A 20,161-nucleotide genomic window follows, 5' to 3' on the forward strand; every position below is an offset into this window, starting at 1 on the left:
AGGCGCGGCCGGCGTGATCGCACCAGCAAGGCTCCATCGCCTTTACGTATCCCGTAGCGGGTCGGGAGAGGGGAGCGACGATGCCGGATACGGCGCTCCCCTCTCCCGACCCTCGCTGACGCGAGGCCCACCCTCCCCCGCAGAGGAGGGAGGGAGACGCGCCTTTTACGAATGCGGCGAGCCGTGTGCCAGGTGGGTTGCCCCAGCGTCCAAGCATCGGTCGTTTTGCGCATGACCGGCTACGTGCTGCGCCGGCTGCTGCAGGCGATCCCGACGCTGTTCGTGGTGATTGCGCTGAGCTTCTTCCTGATGCGGCTCGCGCCCGGCGGGCCGTTCGACCTGGAGCGGCCGTTGGCGCCTGCGGCCATGGACAACCTGCGCCGGGTCTACGGGCTCGACCAGCCGCTGGCGGTGCAGTTCGGGCGCTACCTCGCGGCCCTGGTCCGGGGCGATCTCGGGCCGTCCTTCTCCTTCCGCGACATGAGCGTCGCCGACCTGTTCGCCCGCGGCCTGCCGGTGTCGATGATCCTCGGCGGCTTGGCGCTTGCCGTCTCGCTCGCGCTCGGCGTCGGCCTCGGCGCGTGGGCGGCGTACCGTCGCGGCGGATGGGTCGACCGTTTGGTCGGGGCGGCCGCCTCGCTCGGCCTGTCGGTGCCGGGCTTCGTCGTCGCGCCGCTGCTGCAGATCGCCTTCGGCCTCTCGCTGCGCTGGCTGCCGGTGAGCGGCTGGGAGGGGGGCGCGCCCTCGCACCTGATCCTGCCGGTGATCACCCTGGCGCTGCCGCAGGCCGGAGGCATCGCCCGGCTCACCCGGGCGTCGATGGCGGAGGCGTTGCGCGCCCAGCACGTGCGGACCATGCGCAGCCTCGGCCTGCCGCCCTGGCGCATCGCCCGGCACGCCCTGCGCGGCGCGCTGCTGCCCGTCGTCGCGATCCTCGGGCCGCTCTCGGCCAGCCTGCTCACCGGCTCGGTGGTGGTCGAGACCATCTTCGGCCTGCCCGGGATCGGCCGCTACTTCGTCGAGGGGGCCTTGAACCGCGACTACACCCTGGTGATGGGGACGGTGGTGCTGGTGGCGGTGCTCGTCGTCGTCCTGAACCTCGTCGCCGACCTCGTCTCGGCGTGGCTCGACCCGCGCCTGCGGCTGCACGCGTGAGCGCGCCGCCCAAGTCGCCGACGCGCCGCGCGATCCTGCGCCTGTCGCGCGACCGTGGCGCGATGACGGCGCTCGCCGTGCTCGCTCTGATGACGCTCGCCTGCCTGGTCGGCCCGCTGCTCACCGGCCATGCGCCCGCGCGGACCTACCCGGACCTGCGCCAGCTTCCCCCCGGCCTCGCGGCCCAACCCGACGCGGATCGTCTGCGGCCCACGCTCGATCGCCTCGCCTTCCGTATCCGCGCGACGGTGGCGGAGGCCGAGAGGACGGGCGACACGCTCCGCCTCGTCCTGGCCTCGGACGCAACGATCGACCCGCGCGGCCTCGTCTACCTGCCGCGCTCAGACCTGTTCGGCGCCCCCCGCGTCGTCGCCAGCGAGGACGACGGGCGGCGCCTCACCGTCGCGGTGCCAGTGCGGAGGCTCCACTTCCTCCTCGGCACCGACGTGCATGGGCGCGACCTCCTCAGCCGCAGCCTCGTGGCCGGCCGCGTCTCGCTGCTGATCGGGCTCACCGCGACGCTGGTCGCGCTTGGCGTCGGCATCCTCTACGGCGCCGTCTCGGGGTTCGCCGGAGGGGCCGTCGACGCCGCGATGATGCGGGTGGTCGACATCCTCTACGCCCTGCCGTTCGTGTTCTTCGTGATCGTGCTGGTGGTGTTCTTCCGCGCGAGCCTCGCCCTGATCCTGGTGGCGATCGGCGCCGTGGAATGGCTCGACATGGCCCGCATCGTCCGCGCCCAGACCCTGGCGCTGCGCCGCCGCGACTTCGTCCGCGCCGCCGAGGCGCTCGGCCTGTCGTCCGCCGCGATCCTGCGGCGGCACATCGTGCCGAACACCCTCGGGCCGGTGACGGTCGCCGCCACCTTGCTGGTGCCGCGGGTGATCCTCCTGGAGAGCTTCCTGTCGTTCCTCGGCCTCGGCGTGCAGGAGCCGGCGACGAGCTGGGGCGTGCTGATCGCGGAAGGCGCGCGCAGCCTCGAATCCGCGCCGCACATGCTCGCCGGGCCGGCGGCGTTCCTGGTTGCGACCCTCGTGGCCCTCAACGTGCTCGGCGACGGGCTGGCCGCCGCGCTCGATCCGCGGGCGGAGGCCTGATCGCGCGGCCTGATTGCGAGGCGTGGCCTCACCGTATCTCGGTATAGGCCGGGTAGACCTGCCGAACCCGGCGCCGCTCCTCAGGGATCGGCATCGCCGGGCGCACCCGCGCCTGCGCCGCCGCCGGCAGGACGATGTTGGTCTCGGCCGGGCGCAGGCGCCAGCGGTCGGAGCCCGACATCGTCACCGGCTGCCGGTCCCGGGCCAGCGTCGCGTCGGCCCCGTGGGTCGGCACGACGGCGAGGCCGGCGAGCGCCGCCGTCGCCAGGATGCCCAGCCGCAGGCAGGGCCCGAGGCGGCGGGCCTGGGAGCGTGCATGAGAGCGGGGGTGGGACGGAGCACGGAACCGCGACGGGGAGCGGACTGTCTTGCGAACGTCGAGGCGAGGCTTCATGGGAGGCATCCACGGTGATGCCGTCATCAAAGCCCGCAACGATGAAAGCTCAGCCGAACCTTTCGCTGGTCTCCGCCGTTCTGAACAGGCGTCTCGAGTCAAGGTAAACACAGTCATGGCGACCAAAGTCGAGACCGCGTCGGGCAAGACGACGCCCGAGCGCGCCCCCATGGGCACGATCGTCGACACCGACATCTCCGCACGACTGGACCGCCTGCCCTGGGGCCGGTTCCACGTCCTCGTCATCGCGGCGCTCGGCATCACCTGGGTGCTCGACGGGCTGGAGGTGACGCTGGCCGGCGCGCTCGTCGGCGCGTTGCGCAAGGCGCCGATGAGCTTCACCGAGTTCGATGTGGGGCTGGCCGCCTCCTCCTACCTGGTCGGCGCGGTTACGGGGGCGCTCGGCTTCGGCTGGCTGACCGACCGCATCGGCCGCAAGAAGCTGTTCTTCATCACGCTGGCCCTCTACCTCGCGGCGACCGCGGCCACGGGCCTGTCGTGGAACGTCTACTCGTTCTGCATCTTCCGCTTCCTCACCGGCGCCGGCATCGGCGGCGAGTACACCGCGATCAACTCGACGATCCAGGAGCTCGTGCCGGCACGCGTCCGCGGCTGGACCGACCTCGTGATCAACGGGTCGTTCTGGATCGGCGCCGCGCTCGGCTCCTTCCTCTCGATCGTGCTCCTGAAGCCCGAGGTGATCGACCCGGCCTGGGGCTGGCGCGTCGCGTTCTTCACCGGCGGCGCCATCGGCCTCGTGATCCTGCTGCTCCGCACCTGGATCCCCGAGAGCCCGCGCTGGCTCGCGACCCACGGCTACACCGCCGAGGCCGACCGGGTGGTCTCCGGCATCGAGAAGCGCTTCACCGACGAGGGCCACACCCTGCCGCCGGTGGACGAGGGCAAGCGGATGAAGCTGCGCACCCGCGACCACACCCCGCTCTCGGAGGTGTTCGGGACGATGTTCGGCACCTCGCGCAAGCAGACCGTCGTCGGGCTCGCGCTGATGATCGCGCAGGCGTTCTTCTACAACGCGTTGTTCTTCACCTACGCCCTGGTGCTGGAGCGGTTCTACGGCGTGCCCGGCGGCAGCGTCGGCTGGTACCTGCTGCCGTTCGCCCTCGGCTCCTTCCTCGGGCCGCTGCTCCTCGGGCGCCTTTTCGACACGGTCGGCCGCCGGCCGATGATCGCCTTCACCTACGGCATCTCGGCGGTGCTGCTCGCGGGCGCCGGATACCTGTTCAAGATCGAGGTGTTCGGGGCCTGGGCGCAGACCGGCGTGTGGATGGTGGTGTTCTTCTTCGCCTCCGCCGCGGCGAGCGCCGCCTACCTCACCGTCGCCGAGACCTTCCCTCTGGAGATCCGGGCCCTGGCCATCGCCGGCTTCTACGCCATCGGCACCGGCATCGGCGGCGTCTCGGGGCCGCTCCTGTTCGGCTCGCTCGTGGAGACCGGCTCCCGCGAGGCGGTCTTCGGCGGCTATCTCGTCGGGGCCGCGCTGATGGCGGTCGCGGCCATCGTCGGCGGCCTCTTCGGCACGGCAGCCGAGGGACGCTCGCTGGAGGACGTGTCGAAGCCGCTCGCGGCGGCCTGACGGTCCTGTTGCGATGCCATCGCGCGTGGCGCTGGGGTCAGGCCCCCCGGCGCCACACCTGGCCGTGATAGACGAAGGTCTCGCCCTCGCTCGCCAAGGCCGCGAGGCCGGTGAAGGCGGGGTCGTGGACGGTGATGACGCTGGTCGGGATCGCCCGCATCATCGCGGAGAACGGCGCCTTGCGCTCGAACGCCGCGCGGAAGCCGCCTTGCTGCAGGAGCTTGACGATCCGCGGGGCGATGCCGCCGCCGACGTAGACGCCGCCGGTGGCCAGGAAGGTCAACGCGAGGTCGCCGCAGACCCGGCCGAGCAGGCGCCCGAACAGCTCCAACGCTTCCGCCGCATGCGGGTCGGAGGCGTCGAGGCCCGCCTGGGTCACCGCCGCCGGCTCGATCTTCTCCGCCGGCACGCCTGTCCGGACGTGGCGCACGGCGGCGTGCAGGCGGGCGAGGCCAGGGCCTGAGAGCACCGTCTCGACGGTGACCCGGTCCTCGACCCGCTCCAGGGCGTGCCAGACCTTCTCCTCGAAGGCGTCCGAGGGGCCGAGGTCGGTGTGGCCGGCCTCCGTGGAGACGATCGCGAGGCGGTCCGAATACGGGACCAGGGCCGCGGCGCCGAAGCCGGTGCCCGGCCCGAGCACCACGCGGGCGCCGCCCGGCTCGTGCCCGACCGGCCCCACCAGAGTGAGGTCGTGCGGCGCGATGCCCGCTGCGCCGGCCGCGACCGGCACGTAGTCGTTGACCACCACGGAGGTCTCGAGGTCGAAGTCGGCGCCGATCTTGGCGCCCTCGATCACCCAGTGGGCGTTGGTGAGCTGCACCTTCGGGCCGTCGACCCGGCCGGCGATGGCGAGGATCGCCGAGCGCGGCGCCGGCCCGCCCGCGTGCTTGCCCCCTTGCCCGTCCTTGGCCAGGGCCGCGCGGATGGCGCTCGACGGATCGGGGTGGCCCGCCGTCGCCTCGTGCGAGAGCAGGCGCGGCGCCGCGCCCTTCGACTCGACCACCCCGAAGCGGGCGTTCGTGCCGCCGATGTCGCCGACGAGGACCGGAAACGCGAACATGCGGTACCCTTTCCCGATCGACGCGGGGCCGTCCCGGCCGACGCGTCGCTGCCTATCCGAGGGAGTCGCCGGCGCGGCTCAGGCCGCCGGCAGCGCGTCCAGATCGATGGTCCCGCCCGCCGCCCAGCCGCCTAGCAAGGCCCGCACCGCGTCCGGGCCGGGCAGGCGCCGTTCTGCCGCGGTCTCGCCCGGTCCGATCCGGATGCCGAGGCCGCCATACGCCGCGACGCTGGCGAAGGCGATCTCGTCGGTGCGGTCGTCGCCGAGGAACACCGCGCGGCGGCCGGCATAGGGGGCGTTCTCGAGGAAGGCGCGGATCGCGTGCGCCTTGGTGGCCGAGGCCGGCACGATCTCGCCGACCGCCTTGCCGAGCTGGAGCCGGTAGCCGCCCGCCAGCTCGGCGGCGATCGCGGTGACCGCCTCCTCCGCCCGCTCGGCGTCCGCCGGCGTCGCCAGACGCCAGTGCACGGCGACCGAGGCGCCCTTGTCCTCGATCAGCACCGCGTCGAGGTCGGCGACCATGGCCCGGAGCCGGGGCATCCGCGCACGCAGCTCCGGATGGTCGTCCGGGCTGCCGCCGGTGAGGACGCCGTCGACCCGGCGCTCGACCCCGTGCAGGCCGGCGACGTCGAAGGCGGCGGGCGCGAGGAAGGCGTCGATCACCGAGACCGGGCGACCGGTGACGATCGCCAGCGCCCCGTCCAGCCGCGCATGGAGCGCCTGCAGCATCGGCACCAGGTCCGGCTCGACGCGAACGAGGTCGGGCCGTGGCGCGATCTCGACCAGCGTGCCGTCGAAATCGAGGAAGAGGGCGATCGGTGTGTCCAACGTCGGCGCTCCAATGTCCGTTCGGGGCTAGCATGTCGCGCGCCTGCGGCAAACGCATTGTCGCGCCGCCCTATCTCTCGGGGACGACGAACGGAGGACGACGCGATGCATCCGACCCCAGCCCCGACGAAGCCCGGCGAGGAGAGCGTTTGGGATTATCCCCGCCCGCCCCGGCTCGAACCGGTCGCCGCGACCCTGAAGGTCGTGCTGGCCGGCCGTACCATCGCCGAGACGCGGGCGGGCTTCCGCGTGCTGGAGACCAGCCATCCGCCGACCTACTACTTCCCGCCGGGCGACGTCGCCGCGGGCGTGCTCGGGCCGGCGCGCCGGGCCGGGATCTGCGAGTGGAAGGGACGCGCCGTGCTGTTCGACGTTCTGGCAGGCGGCGCGACGACCCCTGGCGCGACGACCCCTGGCGCGACGATCCCGGGAGCAGCTTGGGCCTATCCCGATCCGACGCCGGGCTTCCGTGCGATCGCGGGCTACGTCGCCTTCTATGCCGGCCCGATGGAGGCCTGCTTCGTCGGCGGCGTCCGCGCGGAGCCGCAGCCGGGCGGGTTCTACGGCGGTTGGATCACCCCCGGCGTCGTCGGCCCGTTCAAGGGCGGCCCGGGAAGCATGGGTTGGTGAGCCGTTGCAGCGGTCCTGAGAGCTGTACCGCCGCGCGGCGACCGCTACATCGGGCGTCGGGAGCCGAGGGGCGCATAAGGATTATGACATGAGCGATGCGATCGACGGCAGGCCGCATGAGGTGGGCGTGGACCCCGGCCGCCTGGAGCGGATCGACGGCTGGATGCGAGACCTCGTCGCGCAGGGCAAGCTCGCCGGGCTGTCGGTGAGCGTGGCGCGGCGCGGGCGCACGGTGTTCCGGCGCGCCCACGGCTTCGCCGACCTCGCCCGCAAGACGCCGTTCACCACGGATACTGTGACGCGCATCTACTCGATGACGAAGCCGCTGACCTCGGTCGCGGTGATGCAGCTCTACGAGGAGGGCCGCTTCCAGCTCGACGACCCGGTCTCGCGCTTCCTGCCGGAATTCTCCGAGATGCGGGTCGCGACCGGCGGCAACCGCGCCAAGCTCGAGACCGAGCCGGCCCGCCGCCCGATCACCATCCGCGACCTGCTCACCCATACCGGCGGCCTGACCTACGGCTTCATGGAATCGACCCTGGTCGACGCACTCTACCGCCAGCAGGGCGCCGACTTCCTGCGGCCGGATGCGAGCCTCGCCGAGGTGGTGGCCACCGTGGCGAAGCTCCCACTGCTGTCGCAGCCGGGGGAAGCCTGGAACTACAGCGTCTCGACGGACGTGCTCGGCCACCTCGTGGCCGTCGTCTCGGGGCGCGACTTCGCGGATTACCTGCGCGAGGCCGTGATCGCGCCGCTCGGCATGGTCGACACCGACTTCTTCGTGCGTCCCGAGAACCTCGGTCGGTTCGCGGCGAACTACGTCTACGATCGCAGCCGCACGCTCACGCTCTACGACGACGCGGTCGAGACCACCTTCGCCAAGCCGCCGGCGATCGCGGGCGGCGGCGGCGGCCTCGTCTCGACGGCGTCGGACTACATGCGCTTCTGCCGGTTCATCTTGAACAGGGGCGAACTCGACGGCGTGCGCCTGCTCGGACGCAAGACGGTCGAGCTGATGACCATGAACCACCTGCCCGGCGACCTCGCGGCAATCGGTACGCCGCGGTTCGCCGAATCGTCCTACCACGGTATCGGCTTCGGGCTCGGCTTCTCGGTGATGCTCGATCCGGCCAAGGCCCAGATCGTCGGCACGCCCGGCGAGGTCGCCTGGGGCGGCATGGCCTCGACCGCGTTCTGGATCGACCCGGCCGAGGACCTCGCCGTGGTGCTGCTGACGCAGCTCGTCCCGTCCTCGGCGCTGCCGATCCGCAAGGAACTGCGGGTGCTGACCTACGCCGCTTTGGTCGATTGAGACCTGATCACGTGATCCGCGGTCGCCTTCTATCCGATCGCGCCGCCGAGGCGCGATCGGTTTAGGCCATGGACTATTCGGCGGCGGGGGCGGCCGTGGTGCCGGCCGGGGCCGGCTTCGCGCCGGGCTTCGGCGCGGGGGGCTTGGCCGCGTTCGCGCCGGTCGCGGCGGGCTTGCCGGCCATGTATTCCGGATCGGTGCGCGGGCCGCCCGGGCCGTTGGTCGGCCCGGTCATCTGGCCGGCGACCACGTCGGTCACGCGGTTCCAGGTTTGCGACTTGCACAGGAACGCGATCAGGCAGCCGCGGACGGTGAGTTCCTCCGGCGTGTCGGACCAGATCGTCACGTCGTAGGACTTGCCGTCCTCGGAATTGTAGATCTTGCCCTCGTAGTGGGCGTCGGCGTTCGGCTTCAGCCCCATGATGAGCTGGTGGCCGAGCGAGGCGCGGGCCTGCTTGCTCGCGTCGGGGTTCTTGAAGTCGACCCGCGGCTGGCCCTTGTCGTTGAGCGGCACCTTCAGCCACACGACGTAGCCGCACAGGCTCTTGTTGCTCGGGCCGCACTTCTCCACCCGGATGCGGGCGCGCCCGTCCTCGGTGAGCCACGTGCCGCTCGGGTCCGCAGGCGTCGCCGCATGGGCGACGCCAGTCAGCATCGCCAGCGCCATCGCACGTCCGGCCCAGGCGCCGATTCCCGCGCCGATCCGTCGAACCGTCATACCCATTACTCCTTGCCGCGCGCCGGCTGCGTGGCCTTGGCCCGTCGGCGTGCACGATCTCTCAGGCCCGCCAATCCGCTCCGAACATGACGGGATCATGGCCGTGCGGCGGCTCGCAGGGGACGCGCGGCCGATGACGGGGGCGGCCCGGACGGCTAAGCCTGCCGTCCATGATCGTTCGCCCGCGCCCCAACCTCTTCGCCATCCTGTTCACCCTGCGTGGCTCGATCCTGCCGCGGGTGGCGCTGAAGGTCCTCGGGCTGACGGCCTTCGCCGCCCTGGTGGTCGCCGTCGAGCAGCGCGTCCCGGAGAAATTCCCGGTGACGGCGGGGATCGGGCCCTTCACCCTGATCGGGCTGGCGCTGTCGATCTTCCTGAGCTTCCGCAACAACGCCTGCTACGAGCGCTGGTGGGAGGCCCGGAAGGCCTGGGGGGCGCTCATCGTCGAGGTGCGCGGCTTGAGCCGGACCCTGGTCGCGCTGCTGCCCGGCGACGCGCGCGCCGGCCTTCGCCGGTCGAGCCTGCGCCGGGTCGTCGGCTTCGGCCACGGCCTGCACGCGCGGCTGCGCGGCCTCGACGAGGCGGCGGCCGTCGCGCCCTGGCTGCCGCCGGCCGAGGCTGCGCGGCTGCGCGCCTGCCCGAGCCCGACCGATGCGGTGCTGGCCGGCCTGACCCGCGACCTCGCGGACGCGTATCGCGACGGGCACCTCACCGACGTGCTGTTCGGCCTCCTCGAGCGCAAGGTCTCGGACCTGTCGGCGATCCACACCGCCTGCGAGCGCATCCACGGCACGCCCCTGCCCTTCGCCTACACGCTGCTGCTCTACCGCACGGCGTGGCTCTACTGCCTGCTGCTGCCGTTCGGCCTGTCGGCCTCGCTCGGCTGGGCGACGCCAGTCGCGACCATGCTGGTGGCCTACACCTTCTTCGGCCTCGACGCGCTCGGCGACGAACTCGAGGAGCCCTTCGGCCTCGAGGCGAACGACCTGCCCCTCGACGCGATGCTGCGCACGGCCGAGCGCACGGTGCTCGACGCCCTCGGCGAGCCGCTGCCGCCCGCGATGGAGCCGGTGCGCTACCGGCTGGACTGAGCGGGCGGGACCTTCGCACGCGGCGTTCGGCGTCCATTTTTTCGCGAAGTTGCGCGGTCACGCCCGCGTCGGGGCCGTGTCCGGTCCGGGGCCGAGCCGCCGCTGCATCAGCACGGTGCCGAGCCAGCGCCCGTGCTTGTGGCCGACGTTGTCCAGCACGCCGACATGCGCGAAGCCCAGGGCCACATGGAGGGCGGCCGACGTCTCCGAGCCCGGATCGGTGATCACCGCCACCATCGCCCGCGCGTCGATCGCCTCGCAGGCCGCGATCAGGGCCGTCAGGAGGGCGCGGCCGATCCCGAGCCCGCGCGCGGCCTCGGCGACGTAGACCGAATCCTCCACCGTCGAGCGGTAGGCCGCCCGCGCGCGGTACGGGCCGGCATAGGCGTATCCGCGAACGACGCCGTCCTGCTCGGCGGCGAGGTAGGGGAAGCCGTCCGCGACCAGCGCCGACCGGCGGCGCGCCATCTCGGCCTCCGTCGGCGGCTCGACCTCGAAGCTCGCCGTGCCGTTCAGGACGGCGTCGGCGTAGATCCGGGTGATCGCGGGAATGTCGGCCTCCACGGCCGGCCGTAGGTTCGGCGTCATCGCTCCGCTCACGCAAAGAAGGGGCCGGCGCGCATGCGCCGGCCCCTCTGCCGTTAACCGTGCGGCGGCCGATCGAGGACCGCCCGTGGCTTACTCGGCCGCGGTCATCTCGGCGGTGAAGTGGCCGCACCAATCCTGAGAGGCCACCACCGGCCACAGGCCCTTCGACTCGGGAGCCGGCTGGCTGACCGGCGGGTTGAAGCGGCACAGGCCCTGGTCGCCGGCGGCGGAGGCGCCGTTGGTCTTGTGGTCGTCGAAGAAGCGGCAGCTGTCGCAGGAGGCGTTGGTCGAGGTCATGGGGTCACTCCGGTTCTGGCGTCTGTCGCGAGCCTTGGAAACCGTCGCCGGCCCCGTTGCCCGTCCGCAGTTCTTAATTAGAACAGCTCCAATGAAGCGTCAACCGGTCGGCGGGCGCGTTGTTCCCGCGCTCGCTGCGATCTGCGGAAACCGATCGCGGCATGGCGCCTGCTGGCCGGTAACGGACTGAGCGCGGAAACGCCGGTCGTTGCGGCCCGCCTGTCACCCGCTGCCGGTCCGTGGGCGGCGAGCGTCATCGACTCGCCATGGGCCCTCCCCTAACGTCCGCGGCGGAACCGGCGCCGGTGCCGGTTGGGAGGGTCCCGCCCATGGTGCTGGAAACCGAATCGGCCCTGGAATCGGCCACTGCGCTGGCCACGAGCGAGGCGAAATCCGCCCGCACCGACCTCATCGAGGCGGCGGCCTCGGTCGTCGGCGGGCGCGGCGGCCCGGGCGGCTTCGTCCGCGACCTGTTCGGGCGGGTGCCGCCGGAGGATCTGGCGCCCTACCCGGCCGAGGCGCTGGCCGACCTCGCGATCGCCGCCCGCGACCATCTCGCGATGCCCCGCGCCACCGGGTCGGCGGCGAACCTGCGCCTCGTCGACGTGGCTTTGCCCGCCCTCGGGCGCACCCGCGAGCTGACCGTCGTCGAGGTCGTCAACGACAACCGGCCCTACCTGCTCGATTCGACCCTGGCCGAGCTGACCGAGCAGGGCCTGACGCCCCACCTCGTCGCCCACCCGATCCTCGGCGTCGAGCGGGATGGGGCGGGCGCCCTGCTCCGCGTCGTCGGCGAGACCACGGCGGACGCCCACGGCGCGCTGCTGCGCGAGAGCTTCATCCACATCCACCTCGACCGGCTCGATGCCGGCGAGGCGCGCGAACGCCTCGAAGCCGGCCTCGCTCAGGTCTTCCGGGACGTGGCCCTCGTCACGGACGACAACGACGCGATGCTGGCGCGGCTGGCGGAGCTCGCCGAGGGCTACGGCCGCAACCCCCCGCCCCTGCCGGAGGGCGAGGTCGCCGAGGCGCGGGCCTTCCTCGAATGGCTGCGCGACGGCCACTTCACCCTGCTCGGCATGCGCGAACACGCGCTGCCCGGCGAGGCCGCCACCGAGGCCGAGAGCCTCGGCATCCTGCGCGATCCCGGCCTCGCGGTGCTGCGCCGCGGCCGGGCGCTGGTCGACATGACGCCGGAGATCGTGGCCTTCCTCGAAGAGCCGCACGCGCTGATCATCACCAAGTCGAGCCTCAAGGCCCGCGTCCACCGGGCGGCGCATCTCGACTACGTCGCGGTGAAGCTCTTCTCCACCACCGGCAAGCTCACCGGCGAGGTCCGCATCGTCGGGCTGTTCACCGCGGCCGCCTACACCGCGCTCGCCCGCGAGGTGCCGTATCTCCGCGGCAAGGTTGCGGCCGTGGTGGAAAAGGCCGGCCTCGACCCGACGAGCCATGCGGGCCGAGCGCTGCTCGCGGTGCTCGAGACCTACCCGCGCGACGACCTGTTCCAGATCGACGTGGACCGGCTGTTCCGCTTCACCCTCGCCATCGCCAACCTCGCCGACCGGCCGCGCATCCGCGTCCTGTCCCGGACCGACCGGTTCGGGCGCTTCGTCTCGCTCCTCGTCTACGTGCCGAAGGACCGCTACGATTCGGTCGTGCGGGCCCGCATCGGCGCCTACCTGGCGCAGGAGCACGGCGGCCGGCTCTCGGCGACCTATCCCGATCTGCCCGAGGGGCCGCTGGCGCGCATCTACTACGTGGTCGGCTTCTCGGAGGCCGGCGCGCCGGAGCGCGACCCGTCGGCGCTCGAAGCCGGGATCGCCGCCTTGGTGCGGACCTGGGGCGACGCGCTCCGCGCCGCCCTCGGCGACGCCATGGGCGGCTCGGAGGCGCGGACGCTGGCCGCCCGCTACGGCGAGGGCTTCTCGGCGGCGTACCGCGAAAACTTCTCCGCCGAGGTCGCCATCGGCGACATCGCCATCCTCGAATCGCTCTCCGAGGAACGACCGCGCGCGGTCGCCATCGACCGCCGCGACACCGACCCGGCGGCGCAGGTGCGCCTCAAGGTGTTCTCGCGCGGGGCGTCGCTGCCGCTGTCGGACCGGGTGCCCGGCCTGGAGAACCTCGGCTTCCGCGTGATCAACGAGCGGACCTACAGCGTTTCGGCGGTCGGCGCCGACACCAGGGTCTGGCTGCACGACATGCTGCTGGAGCGCGCCACCGGCGCGGCGATCGAGATCGGCCCGCTCGAGGCGCCGCTGGAGGCGGCGATGCTCGCCATCGCCGCGGGCCAAGCCGAATCCGACGGCTACAACCGCCTCGTGCTGGAGGCCGGCCTCGCCTGGCGCGACGTGGCTTTGCTGCGGGCGCTCGGCCGCTACCTGCGCCAGCTCCGCGTGCGCTACGGCCAGGATTACCTCGCCGCGACCCTGAGCCAGCACCCCGGCATCGCCCGCCAGCTCGTCGCTTTGTTCTACGCCCGCTTCGACCCCGTCACCGAGGGCGACCGCCAAGCGAACGAGGCCGCCGTCCGCGAGGCCATCGAAACGGCGCTCGCCGACGTGACCAGCCTCGACGAGGACCGCATCCTGCGCCGCTTCGTCAACCTCGTGGAGGCCGCGGTCCGCACCAACTTCTTCCAGACGGCCGCCGACGGGCTCCCGCGCGAGACGATCGCCTTCAAGTTCGCCTGCGCCAAGGTGTCCGGGATGCCGCTGCCGCGGCCGTTCTTCGAGATCTTCGTCTACGCGCCCCGCGTCGAGGGCCTGCATCTGCGCTACGGCTATGTCGCCCGAGGGGGCCTGCGCTGGTCCGACCGGCCGGAGGATTTCCGCACCGAGATCCTGGGGCTGGTGAAGGCCCAGCAGGTGAAGAACGCGGTGATCGTGCCGGTGGGCGCCAAGGGCGGGTTCTTTCCCAAGCGCCTGCCGCCGGCTTCCGACCGCGCGGCGTGGCTCGCCGAAGGCACCGAGAGCTACCGCATCTTCATCCGCACGCTGCTCGAACTCACCGACAACTTCGTCAGCGAGGGCATCGCGCCGCCGGCCGACACCGTGCGGCACGATTCCGACGACGCCTACCTCGTGGTCGCCGCCGACAAGGGCACGGCGACCTTCTCCGACATCGCCAACGCGCTCTCGCTGGAGCGCGGTCACTGGCTCGGCGACGCCTTCGCCTCCGGCGGCAGCCAGGGCTACGACCACAAGGGCATGGGCATCACCGCGCGTGGCGCCTGGGAGGCGGTGAAGCGCCACTTCCGCGAGATCGACGTCGACACCCAATCCGATCCGGTGACGGTAGTCGGCGTCGGCGACATGTCGGGCGACGTGTTCGGCAACGGCATGCTGCTCTCGCGCACGCTGAAGCTGATCGCGGCCTTCGACCACCGCGACGTGTTCCTCGACCCGAACCCCGACATGGCCGGGAGCTTCGCCGAGCGGAAGCGGCTGTTCGACCTCGGCCGGTCGAGCTGGGCCGACTACGACAAGGGCCTGATCTCGGCCGGCGGCGGCGTGTTCTCGCGCGCGCTGAAGGCGATCCCGCTCTCGGCGGAGATCCAGGCGGCGCTGGGCTTCGACCGCGCCTCCGCCTCGCCGGCCGAGCTGATGCAGGCGATCCTCAAGGCGCCCGTGGACCTGCTGTGGTTCGGCGGCATCGGCACCTATGTCCGCGCCACCACCGAGACCGACGAGCAGGCCGGCGACCGGGCCAACGACGCGGTGCGCATCACCGGCCCGGAGATCCGCGCCAAGGCGGTGGGCGAAGGCGCCAACCTCGGGCTGACGCAGGCCGGGCGGATCGAGGCGGCGCGTGCCGGCGTGCGGCTCAACACCGACGCGATCGACAACTCGGCCGGCGTCAACACCTCCGACGTCGAGGTGAACATCAAGATCGCGCTGATGATCCCGGAGCGCGACGGCCGCCTCGACCCGGACGCCCGCAACGCGCTCCTCGTCGCCATGACAGACGAGGTCGCGCACCTCGTGCTGCGCAACAACGAGCTGCAGACCCTGGCCCTCACCCTCGCCCTGCACCGGGGCCTCGGCGAGACCGGTTTTGCGATGCGCACGATGCAGGGGCTGGAGGCGGAAGGCCGGCTCGACCGCGCCGTCGAGGTTCTGCCGGACGACGCGACCCTCACCGAGCGCATGCGCCGCGGCGAGGGTCTGACGCGGCCGGAATACGCGGTGCTGCTGGCCTACGCCAAGCTCTCGCTCTACGACTCGGTGCTGGCGAGCCCGGTGCCCGACGACCCGTACTTCGACCGCGAGTTGCAGCGCTACTTCCCCAAGGCGCTCCGCGAACGCTTCCCCGACGCTGTGAAGGGACACCGTCTGCGCCGCGAGATCATCGCCACCGCCCTGTCGAACATCATCGTCAACCGCGGCGGCATCTCGCTCGTCACCCGGCTGACCGACGAGACCGGGGCGGACGCGGCCACCATCGCGAAGGCCTACGCCGTGACCCGCGACGCCTTCGGCCTGATGGAGCTGAACGCGGCGATCGACGGGCTCGCCGGGCGCATCGGCGGGCAGGCGCAGGTCGGACTCTACGCCGAGGTGCAGGACCTGCTGGTCGACCGCATCGTCTGGTTCATCCGCAACCTCGACCTGACCGGCGGCATCGCTCCGCTCGTCGCGCGGTACCGCGACGGGATCGGCGCGGTGCTTGCGGCCCTTCCCGGCGTCCTCGGCGCGGACGCCAACGCCGCGATCGAGCGGCGGCGGGCGGAGCTCGTCGGGCAGGGCATGGACGACGAGCCGGCCCTGCGCCTCGCCTCGCTCCGCGCGCTGACCTCGGCGCCCGACATCGTCCGCGTCGCAGGCACCAGCGGGCGGCCGGTGGCGGAGATCGCGGCGACGCATTTCGCGCTGGAGCGGGAGTTTTCCCTGGATGCGCTGGCGGCCGCCGCCCGCGCCGCGCCGGTCTCCGACACCTTCGACCGGGTCGCCCTGGAACGGGCGGTGGCCGGCATCTCGAGCGCCCACCGCCAGCTCACGTCGGAGGTCGTGGACGACATCGGCCCTGGGCCGGAGGCGGTCGCCGCCTGGGGCAAGGCGCGCGGTCCGGCGCTGGCGCGTATCCGCGGGGCGGTCGACGCCATCGCGGCCTCGGGGCTGACGGTCTCGAAGGCCACCGTCGCCGCGAGCCTGCTCGGCGATCTCGCGCGACGCTGATCGGCCCGGTCGCAGACACGAAAAAGCCGGCCCGGCGCTTGAGCGGGACCGGCTTTTTAAGGGCCGACGGGTTGTGCGCGTAGGCTCAGAACGGGCCCATCCGCATGTCGAGCATGCGCTGGTTGTGCTCGAGCCAGAGGCGCAGCATCTGCGAGAACAGGCCGGGCTTCGGTGCAGGCTGGGTCATGGTTCGCACTCCGTAGGTGTGACGGTCGTAGGCGCCGTCCGTTCGCCCGGAAGATGCGCGTCATGGTGCATCGCAACAATGGCGTCCGTCGCACGTAACGGATGCGTCGATCGCATGGCAAGCGCTAAAAATTAACGATTTTGCGCCGGGGCATGCGAAAATTGCAGTATCTTGCAGCTCGGCTGCGAGCGTCGTTCTTCATGTCAGCCGGGATGGATCGGCGCCGGCAGCACCGACCGCGTCGGGCCCGACATCGCCGACAGCGCGAGGCCGAGCCCCAACGTCGACACCGCCGCCGCGATCAACGGCAGCTGCGCGTATCCGACGCCCGCGGTGAGTGCGACCCCGCCGAGCCAGGCGCCGGTGGCGTTGCCGAGGTTGAACGCGCCCTGGTTGAGCGTCGAGGCGAGGTTCGGCGCGTCGCTGGCGGCCTCCACCACCCAGATCTGCAGCGGCGAGACCAGGGCGAAGGCGAGCCCGCTCCACACCACCAGCGCCGCGAGCATCGCGAACTCGAAGCGGGCGACGCCGACCAGCAGCGTCAGCACGGCGATGAGGCCGAGGAAGCTTCCGATCACCGTGGCGGTGAGATTCCCGTCGGCGAGCCGTCCGCCGATCAGGTTGCCGGCGGTCAGCCCGATGCCGGCGACGAACAAGGCGCCGGTGACGCCGCGGGCGCTGAGTCCGGTCACCCCCATCAGCAACGGCGTGATGTAGGTGAAAACCGTGAAGAAGCTCACAGAGGACAAGGTCGAGACCAGCATCGGCCGAAGCACGGGCCAGCGCCCGAGCGCCCGGAACTCTCCCGCCAGCCCGCCGCGCGAGCCGGGGAGCCCGGCCGGCACGAACAGCTGGATCGCGAAGCCCGCCGCGACGCCGATCGCCACCACCGCCCAGAAGGTCGCGCGCCAGCCCGCCGCCTGGCCCAGCGCGGTGCCGAGCGGCACGCCGAGCACGTTGGCGAGCGTCAGCCCAGCGAACATCAGCGACACCGCCTGCGTCCGCTTCTCCCGCGGCACCAGGTCCCGCGCCACGATCGCGCCGATGCCGAAGAAGGCGCCGTGGGCGAAGGCGGTGGCGATGCGCGCGAGCATCAAGGTGGCGTAGGTCGGCGCGACGGCGCAGGCGACGTTGCCCATGAGGAACACCGCCATCAGGGCGAGCAGGGCGGTCTTGCGCGGCAGGCCCGCGGTGGCGATCGCCACGAGCGGCGCGCCGACCACCACGCCCATCGCGTAGCCGGAGACGAGGTAGCCGGCCTGCGGGATCGTGACGGAAAAGCTCTGCGCCACCTCCGGCAGCAAGCCCATGATCACGAATTCCGTGGTGCCGATGCCGAAGGAGGCGACGGCGAGGGCGAGGATCGGCAGCGAGGCCATTCGGAGGCTCCGTTGGCACGGGACCGGGGCGCGGGGGCCCGTCCCTCTTTGTGCGGTGCGGTATGCCCTCAACATGGCGGATCGCCCGCGGTTGCGAACCGTCGGTGATCGGGACGCAGCCCTGTCCCACGGACGGGGCTGCCAGGGGCGGCGTCGATCGGGCCGGGATAACTGCCCGGGTGCGTACACTGCCACCCCGTCGTCGTGCAGGCTGCTGATTACAGTCCTAGGCGCAACGCGCGGCGACCGGCCGTCGCGATCCTCAGAATTCGATTGGAGACGGCGTGATGAAGGCTCTTATCCTGGCAGGCGCGACGCTGGCCGCCGCCGTGGTCGCGGTTCCCGCAAGCGTCGAGGCCCGCCCGTATGGCGGTGGCTGGGGCGGCCATGGCGGGTTCCGCAGCGTCGGCTTCGCCGGCTCGCGTGGCGGCTACGGTGGGTATCATGGCGGCTACGGTGGATACCGGGGCGGCTATGCCGGCAATCGTGGCGGATACGGCTACCGCGGCGGCTACGGCCGGGGCGTCGGCTACGGCATCGCCGGCGCCGGGATCGGCCTGGGCCTCGGGCTCGCGGCCGGCGCCCTGTCGGGTGGCTTCGGCGGCTACGATGACGGCAGCAGCTACGGCGGCGGGTATGGCGGCTACGGCTACGCCCCCGCCTACGGCGCGAGCTACGCACCCGTCTACAACGGGAGCTACGGCGGCTACGCGCCGGCTGCCTACGGCTATGGCAGCGGTTGCACCTGCTCGGGCTACTGAGCCGAACGGCTGAGCCGCGCGGCGGCGGGCGATTCGGGCACCCGCCGCCCAGGTATCTCAAGTACAACCCGCCTCACGGCTCGGTCAGCGGCAGGCCGCGGCTCGGCGGGCTCCAATGCAGGTCCGGCGTCGCGGCATAGAGCCGGCGGTGGGCGAGCACGGCGTAGGTGTCGGTCATGCCGGCGATGTAGTCGGCGATCCGGCGCGCGATCCGGCCCGGCGGCGCCCCATCGAGCCCCGCGCTCCATTCCTCGGGCATCCGCGTCGGGTCGGCGGAGAACGCCGCGAACAGGTCCGCGACGATGGCGTTGGCCTTCTCGCGCACCGCCATCACCTCGGGATGCCGGTACATCCGCGCGTAGAGGAAGCGCTTGATGTCGGCGTCAGCGGCCGCGATCGCGGCCGAGAACGCGATCACCGGGGCGTCGGCCGCGCGGATGTCGGCGACGCTTGCCGGGGCCAGACGATCCAGCCGCCGCCGGCTCTCCGTGATCACGTCCTCGACGAACCGGGTGATCACCCGCCGCGCGAGTTCGTGGATGGTGCGCGACGCCTCCAGGCCGGGGTGCAGGGCGGCGATCTCGTCGAGCAAGCCGCGCAGGAACGGCACCTCGCCGAGGTCGGCGAGGTCGAACAGCCCGGCGCGCAGGCCGTCGTCGAGGTCGTGGCTGTCGTAGGCGATGTCGTCGGCGAGCGCCGCCGCCTGCGCCTCCGGGCCGGCGTGGCGGGCGAGCTCCAGCGGATGCAGGGCATCGTATTCGAGGATCGCTGCCGGGATGCCTTCGCGGGCGTAGCGCGGAGTCGGGCGCCCGTCCGGGCCGAGCAGCGGGCCGTTGTGCTTGACCAGGCCCTCCAAGGTCTCCCAGGCGAGATTCAGCCCGTCGAAGCCGGCGTAGCGCCGCTCCAGCCGGGTCACGATCCGCAGGGCCTGCGCGTTGTGGTCGAAGCAGCCATGGGACGCCATGCAGGCGTCGAGCGCGTCCTCGCCGGTATGGCCGAAGCAGGTATGGCCGAGGTCGTGGGACAGCGCCAACGCCTCCGCCAGGTCCTCGTCGAGGCCGAGCGCGCGGGCGAGCGCGCGGGCGATCTGGCTGACCTCCAGGGTATGGGTCAGCCGGGTGCGGTAATGGTCGCCCTCGTGGTGCACGAAGACCTGGGTCTTGTGCTTCAGCCGGCGGAACGCGGTGGAATGCACCACGCGGTCGCGGTCGCGCTGGAAGTCGCTACGCGTCGGCGAGGCCGGCTCTGGGATCAGCCGCCCCCGGGTCGCGCCCGGGTCGGTGGCGTAGGGCGCGCGCCAGCGCTCACCGTTGGCGCGCACGGGTCCCGCCCATCTGTTCGCGATGTCCTGCCCGCATGGTCCCCTCGCGGTTCGGCGACGCACGCGTTGCGGCGCGCCGTCCTACCTCATATCTTGGTTCGATCACGCGGCAGGCAATCGCCCGCCGCGCCCAGACCCCGACGACAGCGCCGATGGCTTCCCCGATGGCCGAGATCACCCTGACCCCCCGCGCCGCCAAGCGCATCAACGAGATCATGGTCGCCGAGCCGCCGGGCGCGGCGCTCCGCGTCAGCGTGAACGGCGGCGGCTGCTCGGGCTTCTCCTACGCCTTCGACATCACCCGCGAACAGGCGGCGCAGGACGTCGCCATCGAGCGCGACGGCGCCACCGTGATCGTCGACCCGGTCTCGCTCGAGTACATGGCCGGCTCGACTATCGATTTCGTCAACGACCTGATCGGCCAATCCTTCAAGATCGAGAACCCGCAGGCCACCTCGTCCTGCGGTTGCGGCACCTCGTTCTCGCTCTGACCCCACCCGACCTCCCAACGCCGGCACCGTTGTGCCGGGACGAAAGGTGCGGGCCGGCGAGGCTTGCGACAGGGTTTG

General features: G+C 72.1%; 17 protein-coding genes. 9 read left to right on the forward strand and 8 right to left on the reverse strand.

The features are described 5' to 3' along the window. The first annotated feature begins 231 nt into the window (after positions 1 to 231). Positions 232 to 1,155: an ABC transporter permease gene (locus FV234_RS03415; RefSeq protein WP_147828089.1), complete on the forward strand. Its 924-nt coding sequence runs from the start codon at positions 232 to 234 to the stop codon at positions 1,153 to 1,155. Then, the gene (locus FV234_RS03420; protein ID WP_147828090.1) at positions 1,152 to 2,252 is read left to right on the forward strand and encodes an ABC transporter permease; all 1,101 of its coding nucleotides are present in this window, start codon (positions 1,152 to 1,154) and stop codon (positions 2,250 to 2,252) included. Before FV234_RS03415 ends, FV234_RS03420 begins: the two co-directional genes overlap by 4 nt. 28 nt (positions 2,253 to 2,280) lie before the next feature. Here FV234_RS03420 and FV234_RS03425 read toward each other — a convergent pair whose 3' ends face one another. Next, entirely contained in the window at positions 2,281 to 2,646 is a 366-nt protein-coding gene (locus FV234_RS03425; RefSeq protein ID WP_238272211.1) for a hypothetical protein, read from the reverse strand. Positions 2,647 to 2,761: 115 nt separating this feature from the next. Between FV234_RS03425 and FV234_RS03430 the strand changes: the two genes are divergently transcribed. Beyond that, positions 2,762 to 4,240: an MFS transporter gene (locus tag FV234_RS03430; RefSeq protein WP_147828091.1), complete on the forward strand. Its 1,479-nt coding sequence runs from the start codon at positions 2,762 to 2,764 to the stop codon at positions 4,238 to 4,240. A gap of 37 nt (positions 4,241 to 4,277) precedes the next feature. Here FV234_RS03430 and FV234_RS03435 read toward each other — a convergent pair whose 3' ends face one another. Both FV234_RS03435 and otsB read right to left on the reverse strand, forming a co-directional pair. Next, a complete protein-coding gene (locus tag FV234_RS03435; protein WP_147828092.1) occupies positions 4,278 to 5,300 on the reverse strand; it encodes a glucokinase in 1,023 nt (340 codons plus the stop codon). A 78-nt stretch (positions 5,301 to 5,378) separates the two neighbouring features. Beyond that, the gene (gene otsB, locus FV234_RS03440; protein ID WP_147828093.1) at positions 5,379 to 6,128 is read right to left on the reverse strand and encodes a trehalose-phosphatase; all 750 of its coding nucleotides are present in this window, start codon (positions 6,126 to 6,128) and stop codon (positions 5,379 to 5,381) included. 105 nt (positions 6,129 to 6,233) lie between these two features. On the opposite strand from otsB, the gene FV234_RS03445 reads away from it, so the two are divergent. Both FV234_RS03445 and FV234_RS03450 read left to right on the forward strand, forming a co-directional pair. Next, the gene (locus tag FV234_RS03445) at positions 6,234 to 6,758 is read left to right on the forward strand and encodes a DUF427 domain-containing protein (protein WP_147762065.1); all 525 of its coding nucleotides are present in this window, start codon (positions 6,234 to 6,236) and stop codon (positions 6,756 to 6,758) included. 88 nt (positions 6,759 to 6,846) lie between these two features. Next, on the forward strand, positions 6,847 to 8,070 hold the full coding sequence (locus FV234_RS03450; protein ID WP_147828094.1) for a serine hydrolase domain-containing protein: 1,224 nt from the start codon (positions 6,847 to 6,849) through the stop codon (positions 8,068 to 8,070). Positions 8,071 to 8,143: 73 nt separating this feature from the next. On the opposite strand, the gene FV234_RS03455 is transcribed toward FV234_RS03450, so the two are convergent. After that, a complete protein-coding gene (locus FV234_RS03455; RefSeq protein WP_147752244.1) occupies positions 8,144 to 8,788 on the reverse strand; it encodes a DUF2147 domain-containing protein in 645 nt (214 codons plus the stop codon). Between the two features lie 170 nt (positions 8,789 to 8,958). Here FV234_RS03455 and FV234_RS03460 point away from each other — a divergent pair, with 170 nt between their 5' ends. Continuing rightward, entirely contained in the window at positions 8,959 to 9,879 is a 921-nt protein-coding gene (locus FV234_RS03460) for a bestrophin family protein (protein WP_147828095.1), read from the forward strand. Positions 9,880 to 9,936: 57 nt separating this feature from the next. Here FV234_RS03460 and FV234_RS03465 read toward each other — a convergent pair whose 3' ends face one another. Together FV234_RS03465 and FV234_RS03470 are read right to left on the reverse strand one after the other, a co-directional pair. Continuing rightward, positions 9,937 to 10,467: a GNAT family N-acetyltransferase gene (locus FV234_RS03465; protein WP_147828096.1), complete on the reverse strand. Its 531-nt coding sequence runs from the start codon at positions 10,465 to 10,467 to the stop codon at positions 9,937 to 9,939. 90 nt (positions 10,468 to 10,557) lie between these two features. Next, positions 10,558 to 10,764: a hypothetical protein gene (locus FV234_RS03470; RefSeq protein WP_147751923.1), complete on the reverse strand. Its 207-nt coding sequence runs from the start codon at positions 10,762 to 10,764 to the stop codon at positions 10,558 to 10,560. A 329-nt stretch (positions 10,765 to 11,093) separates the two neighbouring features. Between FV234_RS03470 and FV234_RS03475 the strand changes: the two genes are divergently transcribed. Next, the gene (locus FV234_RS03475) at positions 11,094 to 15,944 is read left to right on the forward strand and encodes an NAD-glutamate dehydrogenase (RefSeq protein ID WP_147828097.1); all 4,851 of its coding nucleotides are present in this window, start codon (positions 11,094 to 11,096) and stop codon (positions 15,942 to 15,944) included. Between the two features lie 390 nt (positions 15,945 to 16,334). On the opposite strand, the gene FV234_RS03480 is transcribed toward FV234_RS03475, so the two are convergent. Beyond that, on the reverse strand, positions 16,335 to 17,510 hold the full coding sequence (locus tag FV234_RS03480; RefSeq protein WP_147828098.1) for an MFS transporter: 1,176 nt from the start codon (positions 17,508 to 17,510) through the stop codon (positions 16,335 to 16,337). Positions 17,511 to 17,797: 287 nt separating this feature from the next. Between FV234_RS03480 and FV234_RS03485 the strand changes: the two genes are divergently transcribed. Continuing rightward, positions 17,798 to 18,271: a hypothetical protein gene (locus tag FV234_RS03485; RefSeq protein WP_147828099.1), complete on the forward strand. Its 474-nt coding sequence runs from the start codon at positions 17,798 to 17,800 to the stop codon at positions 18,269 to 18,271. Between the two features lie 73 nt (positions 18,272 to 18,344). On the opposite strand, the gene FV234_RS03490 is transcribed toward FV234_RS03485, so the two are convergent. Continuing rightward, positions 18,345 to 19,592, reverse strand: a complete 1,248-nt coding sequence (locus FV234_RS03490; RefSeq protein ID WP_147828100.1) for a deoxyguanosinetriphosphate triphosphohydrolase — start codon at positions 19,590 to 19,592, stop codon at positions 18,345 to 18,347. Between the two features lie 164 nt (positions 19,593 to 19,756). Here FV234_RS03490 and FV234_RS03495 point away from each other — a divergent pair, with 164 nt between their 5' ends. Continuing rightward, a complete protein-coding gene (locus tag FV234_RS03495; RefSeq protein WP_147828129.1) occupies positions 19,757 to 20,083 on the forward strand; it encodes an iron-sulfur cluster assembly accessory protein in 327 nt (108 codons plus the stop codon). Positions 20,084 to 20,161: the final 78 nt, after the last annotated feature.

Source organism: Methylobacterium sp. WL8 (assembly GCF_008040045.1).
Classification (GTDB): Bacteria; Pseudomonadota; Alphaproteobacteria; order Rhizobiales; family Beijerinckiaceae; genus Methylobacterium; species Methylobacterium cerastii.

What these genes read in the sequence shown, in the direction of transcription:
- FV234_RS03415 (WP_147828089.1), top strand. Translation starts at nt 232, where the DNA reads ATGACCGGCTACGTGCTGCGCCGGCTGCTGCAGGCGATCCCGACGCTG.
- FV234_RS03425 (WP_238272211.1), bottom strand. Translation starts at nt 2,646, where the DNA reads ATGAAGCCTCGCCTCGACGTTCGCAAGACAGTCCGCTCCCCGTCGCGG.
- FV234_RS03430 (WP_147828091.1), top strand. Translation starts at nt 2,762, where the DNA reads ATGGCGACCAAAGTCGAGACCGCGTCGGGCAAGACGACGCCCGAGCGC.
- FV234_RS03435 (WP_147828092.1), bottom strand. Translation starts at nt 5,300, where the DNA reads ATGTTCGCGTTTCCGGTCCTCGTCGGCGACATCGGCGGCACGAACGCC.
- FV234_RS03445 (WP_147762065.1), top strand. Translation starts at nt 6,234, where the DNA reads ATGCATCCGACCCCAGCCCCGACGAAGCCCGGCGAGGAGAGCGTTTGG.
- FV234_RS03450 (WP_147828094.1), top strand. Translation starts at nt 6,847, where the DNA reads ATGAGCGATGCGATCGACGGCAGGCCGCATGAGGTGGGCGTGGACCCC.
- FV234_RS03455 (WP_147752244.1), bottom strand. Translation starts at nt 8,788, where the DNA reads ATGACGGTTCGACGGATCGGCGCGGGAATCGGCGCCTGGGCCGGACGT.
- FV234_RS03460 (WP_147828095.1), top strand. Translation starts at nt 8,959, where the DNA reads ATGATCGTTCGCCCGCGCCCCAACCTCTTCGCCATCCTGTTCACCCTG.
- FV234_RS03465 (WP_147828096.1), bottom strand. Translation starts at nt 10,467, where the DNA reads ATGACGCCGAACCTACGGCCGGCCGTGGAGGCCGACATTCCCGCGATC.
- FV234_RS03470 (WP_147751923.1), bottom strand. Translation starts at nt 10,764, where the DNA reads ATGACCTCGACCAACGCCTCCTGCGACAGCTGCCGCTTCTTCGACGAC.
- FV234_RS03475 (WP_147828097.1), top strand. Translation starts at nt 11,094, where the DNA reads ATGGTGCTGGAAACCGAATCGGCCCTGGAATCGGCCACTGCGCTGGCC.
- FV234_RS03480 (WP_147828098.1), bottom strand. Translation starts at nt 17,510, where the DNA reads ATGGCCTCGCTGCCGATCCTCGCCCTCGCCGTCGCCTCCTTCGGCATC.
- FV234_RS03485 (WP_147828099.1), top strand. Translation starts at nt 17,798, where the DNA reads ATGAAGGCTCTTATCCTGGCAGGCGCGACGCTGGCCGCCGCCGTGGTC.
- FV234_RS03495 (WP_147828129.1), top strand. Translation starts at nt 19,757, where the DNA reads ATGGCCGAGATCACCCTGACCCCCCGCGCCGCCAAGCGCATCAACGAG.